This is a genomic window from Streptantibioticus ferralitis, assembly GCF_029223525.1.
Lineage (GTDB): Bacteria > Actinomycetota > Actinomycetes > Streptomycetales > Streptomycetaceae > Streptantibioticus_A > Streptantibioticus_A ferralitis.
On the sequence record NZ_JARHTQ010000005.1, the window covers coordinates 148495 to 166702 of the forward strand.

An 18208-nucleotide genomic window follows, 5' to 3' on the forward strand; every position below is an offset into this window, starting at 1 on the left:
CGGCACTCCGTCAGGAAGACTGATTCCTGGGCCGATCGTCACGCCGACCGTTCCGCATGTCGTTCCACAACAAGCGTTCCGAAAACCTCGCACGGAGCCGACTTCCGGTACGCTCCGGCCATGCCGACCGATCAGCGCCACCCCACCGGGGGGCTCGAACTGGGGTACTGCCGGGTCTCCACCACCAAACAGAGCCTGGAACGCCAACTCGACGCCCTGAGCAACGCCGGCCTTCCCGACGAACGGGTCTACGTCGACAAAAAGAGCGGCGCCACCGTCGACCGCCCCGGCCTGACCGACCTACTCGCCTACGCCCGCCCCGGCGACACCATCGTCGTGCACACCCTCGACCGGCTTGGCCGCAACCTGCGCGAAGTCCTCAACCTCGTCCACGACCTCGGCGAGAAGAAGATTGGGGTGCGCTCGCTGGCCGACCCGCTGCCGATCAACACCGCCGACGAGGGAATGGGCCGTATCGCCTTCCTTCTCTTGGCCCTGTTCGCCGAAATGGAGCGCACCTTCACCGCCGAACGCGCCGCTCACGCCCGCGCCGTCGCCGAAGCCGCCGGCCGCCGCATCGGCCGCCCTGTCGCCCACCCCTCCGACAAGATCGAGTACGCCCGGCTTCTCAAGGGCCAGGGTGCCAGCTACGGCGAGATCAGCGCCAAGACCGGCATCCCCAAGACCTCCCTGCACCGCTACCTACAGGGATGACCGCGGCAAGAAGCGGCAAAACCGCAGCTGGCGCACTGCTCGCCCCGCTGACTGCGGCCACGCCGCAGCCGCCGCCCGGCCGTGAAGTAGGTTCTTGACCCTCTCACCGTGTCAGGCGGTCAACTCGGAGACATCATGTTCACCATCGGAGACTTCGCCAGGCACGGCCGCGTATCGGTCCGGATGCTGCGTCACTACGACGCGACCGGCCTACTGCGCCCGGCCCACGTCGACCCATCCACCGGCTACCGCTACTACACGGCCGCCCAGCTGGCCCGCCTCAACCGCGTCATCGCGCTCAAGGACCTCGGCTTCACCCTCCAGCAGGTCCAGGAGATCCTGGACGAGAAGGTCACAACCGAGGAACTGCGCGCCATGCTCCGGCTGCGACGGGCCGAACTGGAGGCTGCAATGACGGCCACGGCTGCCCGGCTGGTCCAGGTCGAGGCGAGGCTCCGCTCGATCGAGAGCGAGGGGCAGATGCCCAGCAACGACGTCGTACTGAAAAGCCTGCCGAGCGTTCGGGTCGCCGAACTTACCGGTGTGGCACCGGACTTCGACACCATCGGACCCGTCATCCAGCCGCTGTACGGCGAGCTGTTCCGGCGTCTGGAGGGGGCGGCCATCGCTCCCTCCGGGCCCGGTATCGCCTACTACGAGGACGCCCCGGACGGCGGGGTCCTCATCCACGCGGGCGTCGAGGTCGCTGTGTCCCTCAGGGAGGATGACGGGCTGCGGATCGTGGACCTGCCTCCCGTCGAGCGAGCGGCGACCATCGTGCACCGCGGCTCGATGGAGACCGTCCTACCCACCATCCAGACCCTGGGCCGCTGGATCGACGCCAATGGCTACCGCTCGACCGGCTACCCGCGGGAGGTCAACCTGGAATGCCCCGACAATCACAACGAGTGGGTGACCGAGCTCCAGGAACCGGTGACCAAGGCCTGATGAGAGAGGGGTCAGCCAACACCCTGGCTGACCCCAGCATGATCCGCCGTCAGCGAGTGCAGCCGACTTCGGACATCAGCGCAGCCGACTTCGAAAGCTGACAACCGCGATCACGAACCCGCAGGTGGGCAGTGTCGGCAACTGGTGTCGGAATTCAATGTCGGAGAACGGCCCGTCAGATAGATTCCGACACATGCTCATCGGCTACGCGCGCGTCTCGACCGCCGACCAGAACCCCGATCATCAGATCGACGCACTGCTGCGGCACGGTGTGGACCGCAGCGACATCCACGTCGACACCGCGAGCGGCGCGAAGGCGTCCCGCCCGAAGCTCGAACTTGTTCTGCAGTTGCTGCGGCCCGGCGACACTCTGAAGATCACCCGGCTCGACCGGCTCTCCCGGTCCGTGCTGCATCTGGTGACCCTCGGCGCAGAGCTACGCGAACGCGGGATCGGGCTGCACGTCATCGAGCAGGGCATCGACACCTCCACTGTGGAAGGCCGCGCGATGTTCGGCATGCTGTCGGTGCTCGCCGAGCTCCAGCGCGAGCTGATCGTGGCGAACACGATGGACGGTCTCGCCTCGGCCCGGGCCCGCGGCCGTGTCGGCGGCCGGCGCCCCCGTCTCAGCCCAGAGCAGGCCTCGCTCGCCCAGCAGCTCTACGACGCCCGCGAGAAGACCGTCCAGCAGATCGCCGACCTGTTCGGCGTCCCCCGCTCCACGGTCTATGGACACCTCAACCGCGAGAAGACCGTCCCCCGTCAGCCGAAGAAGACCGCAGCCAGGGAGCCCTGAACGACCGGTGAAGCGGGGCCACGGTGGCGAAGACGAAGAGCCCGAAGAGCGTCATCGGCGTCAGCCCGACGGGCTGGAGGTAGTCGAGCGGGTGGCGCAGGATGCCCGTCCAGTTCCCCCACCAGTTCGCCGTCAGGTCCGCCACCATGATGGCTGCGCCCAGGATCGGGCCGGCCGGACGCGTCAGGGCGACCCATGCGGCGGCCAAGAGGTCGAGCCCGAGCAGCGCATGGAAGAGCAGTTGGCTCGGCAAAGGCGAGCCGCGGTATGCGTGGAGCCCGCCGACGAACAAGTCGTAGGCGTGTGAGCCGGTCCCTTCGACGAATCCGATGATGTACACCACTGCCACCCATCGCGCCCAGCGCGGCTGCGTCCCCCATCGCATACCGCTCACTCTATGCGCGGGAGCGACGCCAAGGGTCCTGGTCTACGGCAGATACAGGAGCCCAGGACCTACCGCTAATTTTCGTTCCGCTACTCCCCGCGCCCCAAGATCAAGTGCTTAGCGCCAACGGCTGCTCCGTTGGTCCCCACGGCCGAGGAAGGCCGCGCCGGAGCCGAGCGCGAGCGCCGGCAGTGCGGTCTGCGTCGGAGGGAGTCCGTGTGCGAGCGGGCCGATGGTTCCGGCCGCGGCGACGGCGGCGACGGTGCCCGAACCGGCGGCGGTACGCCTCAACGCCGCGACCAGCCAGGCGAGTAGCAGCAGCGGGATGTGGAAGTGCCGCGCCGCCATGGCTATGGCGTTGCCGACTCCGGAATCCTGCAGCGCCTGCGAATAGCCGCCGCCCGCCCCGACGACGGTTGGGCGGTGTCGCGGACCGCCTTGAGCATCATCAGGGCGATGGGGAGCAGAACGGTGCCGATCGTCAGCGAAAAGCACGGCAGTTCACGGCGGGGCGCGCCGTCCGCACAGTCCTCACTCACGGTGGTGGTGGTGAAAGCCGCCAGAGCGGATTCGGGTATCTCCGCCCTCACCCACGGCCAGATGTAGGCGGTGAACAACGGACCGAAGACAATGGCACAGGGCACCCGCCACGATCAGCCCGTAGACCACCGGGCGCCCGGAGCATCTGTACCGGTGGAACGTCCAGGGGGCGTAGCGGAGTTGGACCACGGCCGAATCGGCCGCGGTGTCACTTGCTGTTGGTGTACACCAACAGCGATATCCCACCGACGACGGCGACGATCACGAAGAGGATCACCGACGACACCACCACGAGGGCGATGAGCTGCCCCAGCCGCACCAGCGCGCCGCCGACGCCGCCGGGTTGTTGGGCAGCGGCTCGCTGCTGCCCGCTCGCGGCGCGCCGTGAGCGGGCGCGCCCGGGCGAGCCGGTGGCGCTCGGCCTGGCCGTCTGTCCCCGACGGCTCGCGGCCCGGCCGGGGTACCTGTCGGTGCCATGGTTCAGCTGCACGGCGGGGCCGTCCGGACTGGGCATGGATGTATCTCCTGGTTCTGCTCTCCGGGCCCTGTGGTCGAGGACCGCGCTCATCGGTGACTCATGCTGGGCGGGAGGTAGCGTACGTGCGCTCCCTAAACGCGGTACACAGGGATGCGGAATCACCAGTCCGAACGTGCCGACGGCCCGGCCGGCCGGAGACCGGGACCGGGCCGACCGTCCGGGAGCCGCCGGAGGTCAGCGAAGGCCGAGCAGATGGTCCATGGCCAGCTGGTCGAGCTGTTCGAAGGCCATCCCGCGGTCGGCTGCCGCACTGACGTCGAAGTCCTCGAAGGCGGAGCGGTCGGCGAGCAGGTCGGTGACGGTCTCCCCGGGTGCGAGGGTGGTTTGGGCGAGTCGGTCCAGCCGGGCGGTGCGCAGGGCGTCCTGGACCGCGGGGTCGGCGCGGAAGGCCGCGGCCTTCGCCTTGAGCGCGAGGTAGTTGCGCATGCATCCGGCGGCGGAGGCCCATACGCCGTCCAGGTCCTCGGTACGCGGCGGTTTGAAGTCGAAGTGCCGCGGCCCGCTGTAGCCCGCCGACTCCAGCAGGTCGACCAGCCAGAACGCCTGGCGCAGATCGCCCGCGCCGAACCGCAGGTCCTGGTCGTACTTGATGCCGGACTGACCGTTGAGGTCGATATGGAGCAGTTTGCCCGCCCACAGCGCCTGTGCGACGCCGTGCGGGAAGTTCAGGCCGGCCATCTGCTCATGGCCGACCTCGGGGTTCACCCCGAACAGCTCCGGACGCTCCAGCCGTTCGATGAACGCCAGGGCGTGGCCGACGGTCGGCAGCAGGATGTCCCCGCGCGGTTCGTTGGGCTTGGGTTCGATGGCGAACCGCAGGGGGTAGCCCTGCGCCTGCACGTACTCGGCCAGCAGGTCGAACGCTTCCTTCAGCCGGTCGAAGGCCGTCCGCACGTCCTTGGCGGCACCGGATTCGGCGCCTTCGCGACCGCCCCAGGCGACGTAGACCGATGCGCCGAGTTCCGCGGCGAGGTCGATGTTGCGCAGGGTCTTGCGCAGCGCGTAGCGGCGGATGTCGCGGTCGTTGGCGGTGAAGGCACCGTCCTTGAACACCGGGTGGGTGAACAGGTTGGTCGTGGCCATCGGCACCTTCATGCCGGTGGCGTCCAGCGCCTGCCGGAAGCGCTTGATGTGCGCCTCGCGCTCGGCCTCGCCGCTACCGAACGGGATCAGGTCGTCATCATGGAAGGTGACCCCGTACGCGCCCAGCGCGGCGAGCCGCCGCACGGTCTCGGCCGGATCGAGTGCGGCGCGGGTGGCCTCGCCGAACGGGTCTCGGCCCGGCCAGCCCACGGTCCACAGGCCGAAGGTGAACTTGTCCTCGGGGACGGGGGTCAGGTGGTCGGTCACGGGGGCTCCCGGTTGCCGGAGAGTGCTCAGGTGCTGGGCCTTGTTCGCCAGACCCTATTCGTCATGGCGGAAAACAAATTAGTATGCGCGGGCACCGCGGGGAAGCCCCGCGGATGTACGAGGGCACGGATGGGCGAGGAGGCAGGGATGGCCGTACAGCGCGTGGTCATCGGCGTCGACAGCTCCACACAGGCGACCAAAGCGGTCGCCGTCGACGTGGACACCGGTGCCGTGCTGGGTGTGGGCCGCGCCCCGCACTCCGTCAGCACCGGAGCGGCCCGGGAGAGCGAACCCGAGCAGTGGTGGGATGCGTTCACCGAGGCCGTGCGCGGGACCGGCCACGCCGACCGCGCGGCGGCCGTCTCGGTCGGCGCCCAGCAGCACGGCCTGGTGGCGCTGGACTCGCGGGGCGTGCCGGTACGGCCCGCGCTGCTCTGGAACGATGTGCGCTCCGCCCCGCAAGCCGCGGCGTTGCTGGAGGAGTTGGGCGCCGAGGAGTGGGCACGCCGTACCGGTAGTGCGCCCACGGCCGCCTTCACCGTGGCCAAGTGGGCCTGGCTGCGTGCCAACGAACCCCAGGCCGCCGACCGGGTGGCCGCCGTGCGGCTGCCGCACGACTACCTCACCGAGCGACTGACCGGTGTCGCGGTCACCGACCGGGGCGATGCCTCGGGCACCGGGTGGTGGACGCCGCGGGGCTACGACAAGGACATCCTGCACCGCGTGGGCCTCGACCCCGCGCTGCTCCCCGAGGTGCTGGCGCCCGGGACGGCGGCCGGGGCGGTCCGTGCGGGCACACCGCTGCGGGAGGGCGCGCTGGTGGCGGCCGGTACCGGTGACAACATGGCGGCGGCGCTCGGCCTGGGCCTTGAGCCGGGCATGCCGGTGGTCAGCCTCGGCACCTCCGGCACGGTCTACGCGGTCACCCGCGGCAGGCCGCGGGACCCCTCCGGCACCATCGCCGGTTTCGCCGACGCGCGCGGCGACTGGCTGCCGCTGGCCTGCACCCTCAACTGCACGCTGGCCGTGGACCGGATCGCCGGGTTGCTGAGCCTGGACCGGGAGGCCGTCGAACCCGGCGGGGGCGCCGTGGTGCTGCCCTATCTGGACGGTGAGCGCACCCCCAACCTCCCCTACGCGTCAGGGCTGTTGCACGGCCTTCGCCATGACACCAGCCCGGGCCAGCTGCTACAGGCCGCCTATGACGGCGCCGCCTACTCGCTGCTGACGGCGGTCGACGACGTACTGCGCGCCGGTGGCGAGCCGGTTGACCCGGCGGTTCCGTTGCTGCTGGTCGGCGGCGGCGCCAAGGGCGCGGCCTGGCGGGCCACGGTGCGCAGGCTCTCCGGCCGACCGGTGTGTGTGCCCGCGGCCCAGGAGTTGGTGGCGCTCGGTGCCGCGGCACAGGCCGCTGGGCTGCTCACCGGCGAGGCGCCGGACGAGGTGGCCCGGCGCTGGGGTGCCCGCGACGGGGTGCTGCTGGAGCCGACGCCGCGGGACACCGAAACCCTGGAGCGGATCAAGGACACCCTGCGCGGCGCGGGGGCGCTGTTCACCTCCGCCCGCGGACCCGCGCGATGAGCCACGGCTGGGCGCCCCCGGCGCACACCGGGCGGGCCGCCTCCCAGCAGGGCATGCGGCGGCAGAACCTGGCACTGGTGATGACGACCGTGGCCGCGCACGGGCCGATATCCCGGGCCGCAGTCGCGGACCGTACCGGACTGACCCGGGCCGCCGTGTCCAGTCTGGTGGAGGAACTGAACTCGGCCGGGCTGCTGGCCGAGTTGGCTGCGGCGCCCAGCGGTCGGGTCGGCCGCCCCGGCCGTGCGCTGGCCCTCAGTGCGCAGGGCCCGGCCGGACTGGGGCTTGAGGTCGGAGTGGGTCATCTGGGCGCCTGCGTCGTCGATCTGCGCGGCGAGGTCAGAGTGTGGCGGCAGGTGGCGGCAAGCAACCGGAACCGGCCCCCGAGCGAGGTCCTGGCCGAGCTGGCCGAGGTGTCCCAGCGCGCGGTACATGAGGCGCAGGACATGCGACTGCGCCCGATCGCCGCCGTGTTGGCGGTGCCCGGTCTGGTCGGCGATGTGCCCGGGACGGTGGGGCGCGCCCCGAACCTGGGTTGGCGCGATGTCGCCGCCTCCGAACTGTGGTCCCAGGAACTGCCGTTGGAGGTCGAGAACGAGGCCAATCTGGGCGCGCTGGCCGAGCTGTGGCAGGGTGCGGCGGCCACGGACTTCATCCATGTCTCGGCCGCGGCGGGCATCGGTGCCGCGCTGGTCGTCGGGGGCCGGTTGTTCCGCGGGGCGCGGGGTTTCGCGGGCGAACTCGGCCATATGCCGGTGCGTCCGGACGGCCCGGCCTGCGCCTGCGGGGCCCACGGGTGCCTGGAGCAGTACGCGGGCGAGGAGGCGGTGCTGCGACAGGCGGGTCTGGTACGGACCGAGGACGCCGTGCACCGGCTCGCGGACCGGGCCCGGGACGGCGACCGCCGGGTGCTGGCGGCGCTGGAACGGGCGGGCAGGGCCTTGGGCACGACGCTTGCCGGGGCGGTCAATCTGGTCGACCCGGCTGCCGTGGTGCTCGGTGGTGCGTACGCCGAGCTCGGTGACTGGCTGCTGCCGGTGATACGGCAGGAACTGACGGCCCGGACCCTGCGGCCCTGGCAGCCGGAAGCGCTGCTGGTCTCCGCGCTGGGACGGCGGGGGCCGCTGCTCGGCGCCGGTATGGCGGCCATAAGGCGCATCGTCGAGGACCCCGCCGTGCTGCGTTCCTAGCCGGTCCGGCGGCTGCTGCCCCGCGATGTCGTGGGGCACCGGCAGGTGCCTGCCCGCCGGTCCGCGGCATCGTGGTCAGGCGTCGTCGCGCGCCGCGGCAGCCGTTGCGAAACCAGATGCGTCGACAGCGCGGTTGTGCGAGTGTGCCCGACTGTGAGCATCGACGATCTGGTCATCCGCCGCGCTGTCGACTCCGACGCGTCCGCCGTGGCGGACGTCTGGCTGCGCTCGTTCGCCTCGGCGCTGCCCACCGTGCGCCGCCCCCGCGGGGACGAGGAGGTACGGGCGTACATCCGCGATGTGGTCGTACCGGCACGCGAGACCTGGGTGTCGGTCGCCGACGGCTCGGTGGTGGGGATGATGGTCCTGGCCGAGGGCCTGCTCAGCCAGCTCTACCTGGATCCGGTGTGGCGGGGCCGAGGCATCGGCGACCGGTTCATCGCGCTGGCCAAGTCCCTCCGGCCGGAGGGACTTGAGCTGTGGACCTTCCAGGTCAACGGTCCGGCACGGCGGTTCTACGAGCGACACGGCTTCGTCGTCGCGGAGCAGACCGACGGGCACGGCAACGAGGAACGCGAGCCCGATGTCCGCTACGTATGGCGGCCGGCGGGCTGACGTCAGCCGCAGTCAGCGGTCATCGACGCCACCGGTGCGCCGGACAATTCCGAGTCACCACCGTCGATTTCCTGCTCGTCACCGGCGAAGTGCGCCTTGTCGTTGAGGCGCACGATGCAGCCGAAGCTGTCCGGAATCGGGTTGCGCGCCGACCGCGGGTTGGCGGGCAGTTCGAGCGCGTCGACATCCGGGAACGTGAATTTGGTCTTCCGTACCTTCGCGTCGGCCTGGTACAGCACCTCACCCGTCTGATGCGGTCCGCTGAACAGGCAGAAGTTGCCCTTCCGGCACTCCACGGGCGCTGCGGCGTACGAGGCGGGGGCTAAGGCCGCCGACACACCGAGAACCGCAACGACCGCCACACCCAGCCGGATTGCGCGTTGACGCATGAATGACTCCTTGTTCATGTTGCCTTGGTTTTGCGGCCGCTGATCCGCCACGCCTGGTTTTACTTACCAAGAGTTTCCCGTGCGTACATCTGCTACCGATGGTCACGGGAGTGGTATCGGCCACCAGAGAAGAGAAGCAGTGAACGGAAGATCCGGCATGATCCAGCGCTGGCCGGCAGGCGGGCGGCGCTGGCTGTGGCGCCATGCGGGCACGGTGTGCGCCCTCTCGCTCGCGCTACATCCGCTCACCGAGCTCGGCCGGGGGCCGCGGATGTTCGACCTGCGCGTCTACCAGCTCGCCGCGCCCCACCTGTTGACGGGTGACCTGTACGGGTTCCGGCTCTACGAGTCAGGGCCGGGCATGTTCCCGTTGCCGTTCACCTATCCCCCGTTCGCGGCGATGGTGTTCCTGCCGCTGCGGACCGTCCCCTGGCTCGTCCTCGCCTGCGCCTGGCAGTTGCTTTCCGTGGTGTGCCTGGCGGTGCTGGTCAGCGGGTGCCTGCAGCTGGCGGGTGAGCCGGGCTGGCGGGATCCGCGGGGCCGCAGCCGGATCCTGTTGTGGACGGCGGGCGCGTTGTGGGCCGAACCGGTGCACGCCACGCTCTGGTTCGGGCAGGTGAACCTGATCCTCGCCGCCGTCGCGGTGCTCAGCATCGCACGGCGGTCGGCGCTCGGCGCGGGACTGGGAGTCGGCGCCGCCGCGGGCGTCAAGCTGACGCCCGCTGTCACCGCGCTGTACTTCCTGGCGCACCGGCGATGGTCCGCGGCCTGCTGGTCCGCGGCCGGTCTCGCGGCCACCGTGGCGGCGGCCTGGTGGGTGGCGCCGCAGGTGTCGGCCCAGTTCTGGTTCCACGTCCTCGCGGACACCTCGCGCATCGGGCCGGTGGCCTCGGCCACCAACCAGTCGTTGCGCGGCGCGCTGTCCAGGACGCTCGGCCATGACGTCGGGTTGACCGCGCCATGGTGGGTCGCGGTGTCGCTGGCGGCGGTCCTGGCGCTGGCCGCCTGCGTCCGGTCGGCGCGCCGGGGCGACCGGTTGGGGGTGCTGGTGGCGGTCCAGCTGTTCGGGCTGCTGGCCTCTCCCATCTCCTGGTGCCACCACTGGGTCTGGTGCGTGGCCGCGATGATCGCCCTGGTCCACGCACCGGCCAGGGGCCGAGGACACACTGTCGCGTTGACGGCATGGGCGGTTGCCCTCGGCAGCCATGTCATCTCATGGCTGGTCGCCGCGCAGCCGTCCATCTGGACCATCCCCCGGCCCTGGTACCTGGTCGCCCTCGGTTGGGTCTATCCGGTGTGCACCGTGCTCACGTTCAGTGCGCTCGTCGTGCCGACCCCGAGGCGGCGGCAGGCTCTGGTCGAACGGACGGCTGTCGCCGCGCCGTCGGAATGACCAGCGGGGTGCCCGTCTCCGGGTCGTCGATGACGCGGCAGGGGATGTGGAGGACCTCCTCGACCAGTTCGGCGGTCACGATGCCGCCGGGCGCACCGGCGGCGACCTCCACACCATCGCCAGCGGTCTGCGGGCCGGTCAACTGGTCGGCGCCGGTGCCGTACTGCTGGGCGGACTGGTGGCGGCCCTGCTGCCGCACCGGCCGGCGAAGGAGATGGCGACGGCGACGGCGTGATCGGCGTTGCGGCGCACGATCACTGAGGCGCGGCGCTCACCGAGCGGAACCCGGTGGCCGCCACCGTGGTTCCGGCGAGAGCGAGTACCGCACCGCCGACCAGCGCCCAGTGCAGCCGATCTGCGGTGACGTTCTGCCGGAACGCCCAACCGGCCAGTGCCACGCCCGCGGCGGCGCCCACCAGCCGACCGCCGGACAGCTGTGCCGAGACGCGGCCGTGCATCGTCTCCGGTACGGAGTTGAGCGCGGCGCGGGAGGTCGACGGGAAGAGCAGGCCGAGGGCGAAGCCGAGCACCACGCCGCCCGGAATCAGCGCGGGACCGTGCAGCGGCAGCGCGGGCAGCGCGTAGACCGCGAACACCGCGGCGGCGGCCAGGAAGCCGCACAGCGCTGGGCCGCGCTCCCCGTACCGGTCGGTGGTCCGTCCGGCGACGGGGCTGGCCGCGCCGATGAACAGGGCGAGCACCATGGGCGCCGCCGCCGCGGGCAACGCCCCGTAGCCCGCGGCCTGTTGCAGATACTGCTCGATGGCGAAGAACGTCCCGATCATCATGGCGAAGGTGAGCGCGGCCGTGACCGAGGCGGCGCGCGCGGTGCGCATCGCGGTGCGCTCGGCACCGGCGCTCGGCGACGAGGCGGTGGCGCCGAGCCGTACCCATCCGAGGGTCGCGGTGATCGCCAACAGCCCTAGTACCAACAGCGTCCACCAGTTGGCGCGCCAGCCCCAGCCCGCGGTGAGCAGGCCGCCGACCAGCGGGCCGACGAGGTTCGCCAGACCGGAGGCGGCGCCCCAGATGCCCAGGGCGGTTCCGCGGCGCTTGGGCGGAAAGCCGCCGACCGCGCCGGTGAGCGCGGCGGGACTGGCCAGGCCCGCGCCGACGCCCTGCACGACCCGTGAGGCGATGAGCATGGCGAGGGATCCGGCCAGTGCGCCCATCAGGGTTCCGGCGGCGAACACCGCCAGCCCGAGCACCGCCGCGAGTCTTGGGCCGAAGCGGTCGACGACCCGGCCGCCGGGCAGCAGACCGATGGCGTAGGTGGCGAAGTAGGCGGTGAGGATCCAGGACTGGCCTTGTGAGGTGGTGCCGAAGTGGCCGCCCGCCGACGGCAGCGCCACCGTGACGATGGTGCCGTCGAGTTGCAGCAGTGTGGCGACCGCGGTGCATGCCGCGAGCTGCCGCCACGCGGCGCGGTCGACGGCGGGCCGCCGCTCGCCCTCGCTCAGCGTCGACTGGGTGCTTTCCGTATCGGCCATGGCGGAGTCCGCTCCCGGTGAACTGTCGTGGTGGACTGGGTCGTCAAAGCCCGCTCGGCGGATCTTCACCGGGTTGCGGTCCCCCGCGGCCGGGGGCCGCTGATGGATGCTGCGACACGGCCGGTCCGCTCCGTAGGGCCACTCGCCGCTGCGGCGGCAGGGGGTTCACGCCGTCGCGGTGGCCGCTGGCCTGTCCCGGCCACCACGCCTTGTCGCCGAGCAGGTAGGTGACCGCGGGCACCAGCGCGGTACGCACCAGGAAGGTGTCCAGCAGGACGCCGACGCAGACGGTGAAGCCGAGTTGGAACAGCATGACCAGCGGCAGGACCATCAGTACCGCGAAGGTCCCGGCGAGGATGACACCGGCGCTGGTGATGACGGAACCGGTGGCGCGCAGTCCGGTGGCCACCGCCGTACGGGTGTCATGGCCGCGGGTGTCCTCACGGACCCTGGCCATCAGGAAGATGTTGTAGTCCACGCCCAGCGCCACCAGGAACAGGAACGCGAAGGTCGGCTCCACGGGGTTGATCCCCTGCTGGTGCAGCAGATCGCGGAAGACGAACACCGAGATCCCGAAGGCACCGAAGAAGGAGGCGATGACGGTGCCGATCAGATACAGCGGGGCGAGCAGTGCGCGCAGCAGTGCCGCGAGGATGAGCAGGATGATCGCCAGGACCAGCGGTACGACGACCCGCAGATCGCGATCGGCGGCGCGCATGGTGTCCAGTTGCACCGCGGGGTCACCGCCCACCAACGCCCTGACTCCGGGTGGGAGTTGGGCGGACTCCGCGTGCCGGATGTCGGCGACCCGGGACAGTCCCGCGCCGCCGTACGGGTCCATGGTGAGCACGACCTGCACTTCACCGATCCGCCCGTCCCGCGAACGTACCGGCAGCGGCGCGGCGGAGGCGATGTCCCGCACCCTGCCCAGGGCCGCGGTGGCGCGGGTCAGGTCGGTGTCGCGCAGCGGTCCGTCGGTGCGCTCGACCAGCATGGTGGTGGGCGCCGCCGTTCCCGCCGGGAAGGCGTGTGCGATGGCCTGGTAACCGGCGGCGGAAGAGGTCTGCGCGCGAAAGGCGTTGAGCAGGTTGACGTCGTCGGTGTAGCGCAGCACGCCGAGGGATCCGACGGCCAGCAGCACCAGTGTGCCCACCACGGCCCACCACGGCCGGGCGAGCACGGCCCGGGCGATGCGCTCCCATCTACCGAGGGCCGCGGCGGCATCGGGGACCTCCGGTGCGGCGACCGGTAGCGGCCGCGGCCAGAACGCGCGGCGCCCGAGCAGCACCAGCAGAGCGGGAAGCAGGGTGAACGCCGACAGCAGGACGCAGCCGAGGCCGATGATGCCGACCGGGGCGATCACCCTGGTCGATCCCAGCCGGGTGGCGAACAGGGCGGCCAGCGAGGCGATGACGGTCAGGCCGCTGAAGAAGATGGAACTCCACGCCCTGCCCAGGGCGGAACGCATGGCCGCCGCGCTGGATTCATGGCGGCGCAGTTCGTCCTGGTAACGGGCGATCAGCAGAAGGCAGTAGTCGGTTCCGGCGCCGAACATCAAGATCAGTATCAGCGAGGTCGCCTGGCTGTTGACCAGCAGGCCGCCCCGCGTGGCCAGCAGGTAGACCAGGCCGGACGCCAGCACGTAGGCCATGCCCACAACGAGAAGCGGTACGAGCGCCAGTACCGGGGAGCGGTAGACGACCAGCAGCAGTACGAGCACCAGCGCCACGGTGGCCGCCAGCAGCCGGAAGTCGATGCTGCTGAAGACGCTGATGGCATCGGCGCTGATGCCCGCCGGACCGGTGACGTAGGTCCGCAGCCCGGGCACCGGCCGCAGTTGCCGCTTGACGGCGTCGACGGTCTGCCGGACCTTCAGGCCGTGCGCGGTGACCGGTACCACGGTCACCGCGACCGTGCCGTCCGCGGACACCAGTCGCGGCGCGCCGCTGGCCGTGGCGGGCGGCGGCAGCGTCGGGTGGCCGATGTCCGCCACCCCGCGCAGCCGGGCCGCGTCCGCCACCGCCGCGGCACGGTCGGCTGGGGTCAGTCCGGTCGAACGCTGGTAGACGATCAGGGCCGGGAGGGAGTCACCGGTCGCGAAGCGCGCGGTGAGCGTCCGGGCTGCCTGCGCGGACTCCGACGAGCGCGGCAGGAAGGCGGCGTTGTCGTTGCTCTCGGCCTTGGACAACTCGGCCTGGACCGGGCCCAGTGCGGCGGCCGCACCGAGCCAGCCGACCACAACGGCCCACAGCAGCAGGCGCAACCGGCCGGTGCCGATCCGGCCCCCGCGCGTGCCTAAGCGCGAACTCACCTCTGTCAGCCTCCGCCTGTCGTCTCGTTCCACGGCATCGTCCGGTTCCCCGGCTGAGCTCGGACGGCTTACGCTGCACGCTGTTCCGGTTCGACGCTTGATGGAAAGCGTAGACGGATCGCAAATCAACTGACAAGTTGTCTAAGGGGTGTCATGGTTTCCAGTTGGGACAAGGTGGTGGCCGAGCACAAGGAACAGGTGCGGGCCCGCATCAAGCAGGCGGCGGTTGAGGTGGCGGTGGAGAAGGGGCTGGCCAACACCACGATGGCCGCGATCGCGGAGCGGGCGGACGTCTCACGCGCGACGCTCTACAACTACTACCGCCATGTCGAGGGCGTCCTGCTGGCCGTGGTGCAGGATGAAGTGGACCTGTTCTACGCGCACCTGCGCTCCCGACTGGACCGGGCGGGCGGCCCCTGCGAGCGGTTGACAGCGTTCATACAGACGCATCTGGAGTACTTCGCCCGGCCAGAACGGCGCTCCCGCGCCCTGGAGTTCCAGGCCGCCGGAATCAGCCCGAGCATCCGGGCGCGGATGACCCACCACACCGACCGGCTGCGCCACCTGCTCTCCGAGGTGCTGGACAGCGGGCGGCGGGACGGCGTCTTCCGCTCCGAGGTCGACCCGGAACGGCACGCCGAGTTGCTGATGCACCTGCTGGCGGGGGCACGCGAGCAGGTGCTCAGGTCACCGGAGGCGGTGCGCACGGTCATGGCGGATCTACGACTCCTGCTGACGTCCGGGCTGCTCGCCGCGCCGTCTCCCGGGGCCTGACCCCGACGCCCAGCCGGGACCTCCGGCCTGCCCTTCGACCGGAAGGACATCGCGAGGCAGGCCCTGGCCATCAGTCCCGTCGCGGCCTGGCGTAGCGGAAGGCGCACACGTGGTGGCCGTCCGTCTGCCGGCGCAGGCTCTCCACGGTCATCTCGGGGAAGGCCCGGCGGGTCGCCTCGAAGTCCAGCTCGCACAGGATCGGCAGCGGCTCTTCCAGGCCCAGGTCCTCGGCGGCCATCAGGCACATACAGGTGCGGCAGGCTTCGAGGACGGCGTCCTCCGTGTCGGTCGAGACATCGATCGCCTCCTCGAGGAAGCCCATGGCCTCGAACCTCGGCAGGGCCTTGCCGATTCCCTCGGCGAGCGAGCATCCGGTGATCAGCGGCCCTATTCGGGCGGCCTGCCGCTGCGGGTAGCCGTCCAGCAGGATCTCCCTGGCCTTGTCCGCACCATGCTCGGCCCGCAGTTCCAGATAGCGCTGCAGCCGTTCGCTGAGCATCCGGCGGGTCTGGGCCTTCTTGTCCTCCATCAGTCTCTCCCCCTCATGCCGTGGTGGATGTGGTACTGCCCGTGGTGGGCGTGGTGCTGCCCGTGGTGGGCGTGGTGCTGCCCGTGGTGGGCGTGGTGCTGCCCGTGGTGGGCGTGGTGCTGCCCGTGGTGGATGTGGTGCTGCCCGTGGTGGGCGTCGTGCTGCCGCCTGCTGCGCTGATCGCCGACCGGATCTCCGCGACGGCCCGGCGGGCATCGCTCACACAGTCCTTGACGGCCACACCGTGGTACGCGCTGCCCGCGGCGTGCAGCCCCGGCAGGGTCGCGAGCTCGCTCAACACGCTCTGGATCCGGGCCTGGTGGCCCAGCTCGTACTGCGGTATCCCCTCGCGCCACACATGGTCATGTGTGAACTCGGGCGGCTCGGTCAGGCCGAGCAGCGGGGCCAGGTCCCGGTGGAACCGCTCGATCGCCAGGTCGGCGGGCAGCCGGGTCAGTTCCGGGTGCTCGACTCCGCCCGCGAACACCCGCAGCAGCACGCCGTCGGCCGGTGCGGTGTCCGGGAAGACGGAGGAGCTGTAGACCGTGCCGAACATCCGGGTGTGCTCCCCGGGCGCGGCCAGGAAGCCGAACCCGCGCGGCACCATGGGCAGGCCCCGCCGACGGTACCCCAGTGCCGTGACCCGGATCGGCGCGTAGTGGACGGCCCTCAACCGCTGGGCGGCGCACGGGAGATGCTGCCGCAGCAGGCGGGCGGCGGCCGGGGCCGGGACGGCCAGCAGTACCTGGTCGGCGCGGATCTCGCCGTGCGGCGTCCAGATGCTCCAGCCTCCCGCGGCGCACCGCTCCAGGCGGTCCACGGGGGAACGGGTGCGGACGGCGCCGGCGAGCCTGGCCGCCAGCGCGTCGACCAGGACGCGCATTCCGCCGCGGAAGCTGGTCAGCCGGGTGGCCGCGGCCGTTCCGGAACGCAGTTGGCGCCAGCGGGTGCGCGCGGCCAGTGCCAGCAGACCGCGATGCTGCCGCTCCAGCTCGCGGATCCGGGGAAACGCCGCGTCCAGGCTGATCATTCTGGGGTCACCCGCGCTCACCCCGTGCACCAGGAGCGGGGCGAGCAACTGGGCGGCCTGGCGCCCGAACCGCCGGGCCAGAAAGGCGTGAACCGTCTCCTCCGGCCCCTCGACGCGGCCGACCAGCGGCTCGGCGAGCAGCCGCGCCTTGGCGGTCGCGGGCAGCAGCGGGGTGGACAGCACCGAGCGTGCCGTGGACGGCACGGGCAGCAGACGGCCGCCGGTCAGGATGAACCGGTCGCGCGCCTGGTCCGCCGCGGGGACCAGCTCATCGGCGAGGCCCAACGCGTCCACCACCCGGCGCAGGTCCGAGCCGCTGTCGAGGAAGCCGTTGGGGCCAAGGTCCGCGGTGTATCCGTCGGCCGAGTGGCTGGCGATCTTGCCGCCGATCACGTCAGCCGCCTCGAACACCGTTACCTCGCACAGCGGTTGGGTCCGGCCGAGTTCGAAGGCGGCGACCAGCCCGGTGATGCCGCCGCCGATGACGGCGACACGCGGACGGCGGCCGTTCACCGGGAGCCGGGCAGCGCGGGCTGCCGTCCGACGCCGGGCACCGGCTCGGTGCGGTGCAGCGGCGGCTGGCGGTGTGGCCGCGCCGGGTTGAGGATCTCTCGGCACTGCGCGTTGGTGCAGCCCGCGCAGCGCAGGGAGAACTGGCGGGAGCAGCCGCGCTCGCCGTGCAGATGGTCGGCGACCACTTCGGCGAGCGCGTCGAGGAACACCGGGTCGTCATTGGGCGCGGGCGCCCGGCGGAAATCGGTGACTCCGGCTTCCCGGGCCACCTCGGCGAACTCCATGTCTATCTCGGAGAGCGTATCCAGATGGTCCGTTGTGAAAATGATTCCCACAATCAATACGTGCCGCCGCCCCTGCGCACCGAGAGCCCGGATCACCGATTCCGTACTCGGCCCCTGCCAGGCCACCGGCCCGACATCGGCCTGAAAGGACAACGCGTACTCGTGGTCGCCGCCGATCGAACACATGACGTCATGCACCGTTGCCGCGACTTCCTGGAGATAGGGGTCCCCGCGGTCAATGACCCGGCGCGGCAGCGAGTGCGCGCTAAACAGCAGCACGACATCGTCACGGACCGCCTCGTCGAAGCGGGCCAGCCCTTCGCGGACTTTCGCCGCCATGGCCCGAACGAAGGCCGGGTGGGCCGACCAGCGGTCGATGACGCTCCATTCGAAGGACTCGGCCAGCGCCAACCGCCGTGCGGTGCGCCACAGTTCATTGAGGCTGGACCCCGTCGTCGTACAGGAGTACTGGGGATACTGCGCGAAGGCGACCGCACGCCGTACCCCGTCGGCCGCCATCCGCCGCAGGGCCTGCTCGCTCGTCGGATCGGTGTAGCGAAACGCCAGGTAGAAGCGGTGCGGCGCGGTCTCGGGGCACAGGACGTCAAGCCGCTCGGCCATCCCCTGCCCCTGCCGGGCGGTCCAGTCGTACAGCGGCGAACCGCCGCCGATGGCCTCGTAGAGCTTGCGGAGCTTCGGCGCACGGCGCTTCGCGATGAACGCCCCCAGCCTCTCCTGCACCGGCAGTTGAATGATTTCCCGGTCCAGGAAGAGGTTGCGCAGAAATGGCTCGACCTCGTCGAGCGAGCGAGGCCCTCCGAGATTCAACATAACGATT

At 71.1% G+C, this 18208-nt stretch carries 20 protein-coding genes; 9 read left to right on the forward strand and 11 right to left on the reverse strand.

Annotated elements, in window-relative coordinates; genetic code table 11:
* The first annotated feature begins 120 nt into the window (after window positions 1–120).
* The 3 genes from P2L57_RS09835 to P2L57_RS09845 all read left to right on the forward strand — a co-directional run bounded on the left by P2L57_RS09835 (window position 121) and on the right by P2L57_RS09845 (window position 2458).
* Entirely contained in the window at window positions 121–714 is a 594-nt protein-coding gene (locus P2L57_RS09835; protein ID WP_275811514.1) for a recombinase family protein, read from the forward strand.
* Between the two features lie 135 nt (window positions 715–849).
* The gene (locus P2L57_RS09840; RefSeq protein ID WP_275811515.1) at window positions 850–1662 is read left to right on the forward strand and encodes a MerR family transcriptional regulator; all 813 of its coding nucleotides are present in this window, start codon (window positions 850–852) and stop codon (window positions 1660–1662) included.
* A 193-nt stretch (window positions 1663–1855) separates the two neighbouring features.
* Window positions 1856–2458, forward strand: a complete 603-nt coding sequence (locus tag P2L57_RS09845) for a recombinase family protein (protein WP_275811517.1) — start codon at window positions 1856–1858, stop codon at window positions 2456–2458.
* Here the strand turns inward: P2L57_RS09845 and P2L57_RS09850 are convergent.
* The 5 genes from P2L57_RS09850 to xylA form a co-directional block, all read right to left on the reverse strand.
* Window positions 2400–2843, reverse strand: coding sequence for a hypothetical protein (locus tag P2L57_RS09850; RefSeq protein WP_275811519.1), 444 nt, complete (start codon window positions 2841–2843; stop codon window positions 2400–2402). The genes P2L57_RS09845 and P2L57_RS09850 overlap by 59 nt on opposite strands.
* Window positions 2844–2960: 117 nt before the next feature.
* The gene (locus tag P2L57_RS09855) at window positions 2961–3191 is read right to left on the reverse strand and encodes a GntT/GntP/DsdX family permease (protein WP_275811521.1); all 231 of its coding nucleotides are present in this window, start codon (window positions 3189–3191) and stop codon (window positions 2961–2963) included.
* A 2-nt stretch (window positions 3192–3193) separates the two neighbouring features.
* Window positions 3194–3487, reverse strand: a complete 294-nt coding sequence (locus P2L57_RS09860) for a GntT/GntP/DsdX family permease (protein WP_275811523.1) — start codon at window positions 3485–3487, stop codon at window positions 3194–3196.
* Window positions 3488–3591: 104 nt separating this feature from the next.
* On the reverse strand, window positions 3592–3897 hold the full coding sequence (locus tag P2L57_RS09865) for a hypothetical protein (protein ID WP_275811525.1): 306 nt from the start codon (window positions 3895–3897) through the stop codon (window positions 3592–3594).
* 198 nt (window positions 3898–4095) lie between these two features.
* Entirely contained in the window at window positions 4096–5259 is a 1164-nt protein-coding gene (gene xylA / locus P2L57_RS09870) for a xylose isomerase (protein ID WP_275811946.1), read from the reverse strand.
* 159 nt (window positions 5260–5418) lie between these two features.
* On the opposite strand from xylA, the gene xylB reads away from it, so the two are divergent.
* The 3 genes from xylB (at window position 5419) to P2L57_RS09885 (ending at window position 8657) form a co-directional block, all read left to right on the forward strand.
* Window positions 5419–6852, forward strand: coding sequence for a xylulokinase (gene xylB / locus P2L57_RS09875; protein WP_275811527.1), 1434 nt, complete (start codon window positions 5419–5421; stop codon window positions 6850–6852).
* Window positions 6849–8042 carry an ROK family protein gene (locus tag P2L57_RS09880; RefSeq protein ID WP_275811529.1) on the forward strand — a complete coding sequence of 398 codons (1194 nt, stop codon included), beginning with the start codon at window positions 6849–6851 and terminating at the stop codon, window positions 8040–8042. The genes xylB and P2L57_RS09880 overlap by 4 nt, the downstream gene beginning before the upstream one ends.
* A gap of 159 nt (window positions 8043–8201) precedes the next feature.
* Entirely contained in the window at window positions 8202–8657 is a 456-nt protein-coding gene (locus tag P2L57_RS09885; protein ID WP_275811949.1) for a GNAT family N-acetyltransferase, read from the forward strand.
* 2 nt (window positions 8658–8659) lie between these two features.
* Here the strand turns inward: P2L57_RS09885 and P2L57_RS09890 are convergent, their stop codons facing one another.
* A complete protein-coding gene (locus P2L57_RS09890; RefSeq protein WP_275811531.1) occupies window positions 8660–9097 on the reverse strand; it encodes a hypothetical protein in 438 nt (145 codons plus the stop codon).
* A 106-nt stretch (window positions 9098–9203) separates the two neighbouring features.
* On the opposite strand from P2L57_RS09890, the gene P2L57_RS09895 reads away from it, so the two are divergent.
* Entirely contained in the window at window positions 9204–10439 is a 1236-nt protein-coding gene (locus tag P2L57_RS09895; RefSeq protein WP_275811533.1) for a glycosyltransferase 87 family protein, read from the forward strand.
* 46 nt (window positions 10440–10485) lie between these two features.
* The gene (locus P2L57_RS09905; RefSeq protein WP_275811977.1) at window positions 10486–10674 is read left to right on the forward strand and encodes a hypothetical protein; all 189 of its coding nucleotides are present in this window, start codon (window positions 10486–10488) and stop codon (window positions 10672–10674) included.
* 19 nt (window positions 10675–10693) lie between these two features.
* Here P2L57_RS09905 and P2L57_RS09910 read toward each other — a convergent pair whose 3' ends face one another.
* Together P2L57_RS09910 and P2L57_RS09915 are read right to left on the reverse strand one after the other, a co-directional pair.
* On the reverse strand, window positions 10694–11929 hold the full coding sequence (locus tag P2L57_RS09910; RefSeq protein ID WP_275811535.1) for an MFS transporter: 1236 nt from the start codon (window positions 11927–11929) through the stop codon (window positions 10694–10696).
* Between the two features lie 43 nt (window positions 11930–11972).
* Window positions 11973–14240, reverse strand: coding sequence for an MMPL family transporter (locus P2L57_RS09915; protein ID WP_275811537.1), 2268 nt, complete (start codon window positions 14238–14240; stop codon window positions 11973–11975).
* 153 nt (window positions 14241–14393) lie between these two features.
* On the opposite strand from P2L57_RS09915, the gene P2L57_RS09920 reads away from it, so the two are divergent.
* Window positions 14394–15014 carry a TetR/AcrR family transcriptional regulator gene (locus P2L57_RS09920; protein WP_275811539.1) on the forward strand — a complete coding sequence of 207 codons (621 nt, stop codon included), beginning with the start codon at window positions 14394–14396 and terminating at the stop codon, window positions 15012–15014.
* Between the two features lie 70 nt (window positions 15015–15084).
* On the opposite strand, the gene P2L57_RS09925 is transcribed toward P2L57_RS09920, so the two are convergent.
* The 3 genes from P2L57_RS09925 to hemH are packed head-to-tail and all read right to left on the reverse strand — an operon-like array spanning window position 15085 to window position 18201.
* The gene (locus tag P2L57_RS09925) at window positions 15085–15543 is read right to left on the reverse strand and encodes an L-2-amino-thiazoline-4-carboxylic acid hydrolase (protein WP_275811542.1); all 459 of its coding nucleotides are present in this window, start codon (window positions 15541–15543) and stop codon (window positions 15085–15087) included.
* A 13-nt stretch (window positions 15544–15556) separates the two neighbouring features.
* Complete coding sequence (hemG, locus tag P2L57_RS09930; RefSeq protein ID WP_275811544.1) at window positions 15557–17086, reverse strand: protoporphyrinogen oxidase; 1530 nt, start codon at window positions 17084–17086, stop codon at window positions 15557–15559.
* Window positions 17083–18201, reverse strand: a complete 1119-nt coding sequence (gene hemH / locus P2L57_RS09935; RefSeq protein WP_372515669.1) for a ferrochelatase — start codon at window positions 18199–18201, stop codon at window positions 17083–17085. Before hemH ends, hemG begins: the two co-directional genes overlap by 4 nt.
* Between the last annotated feature and the right edge of the window lie 7 nt (window positions 18202–18208).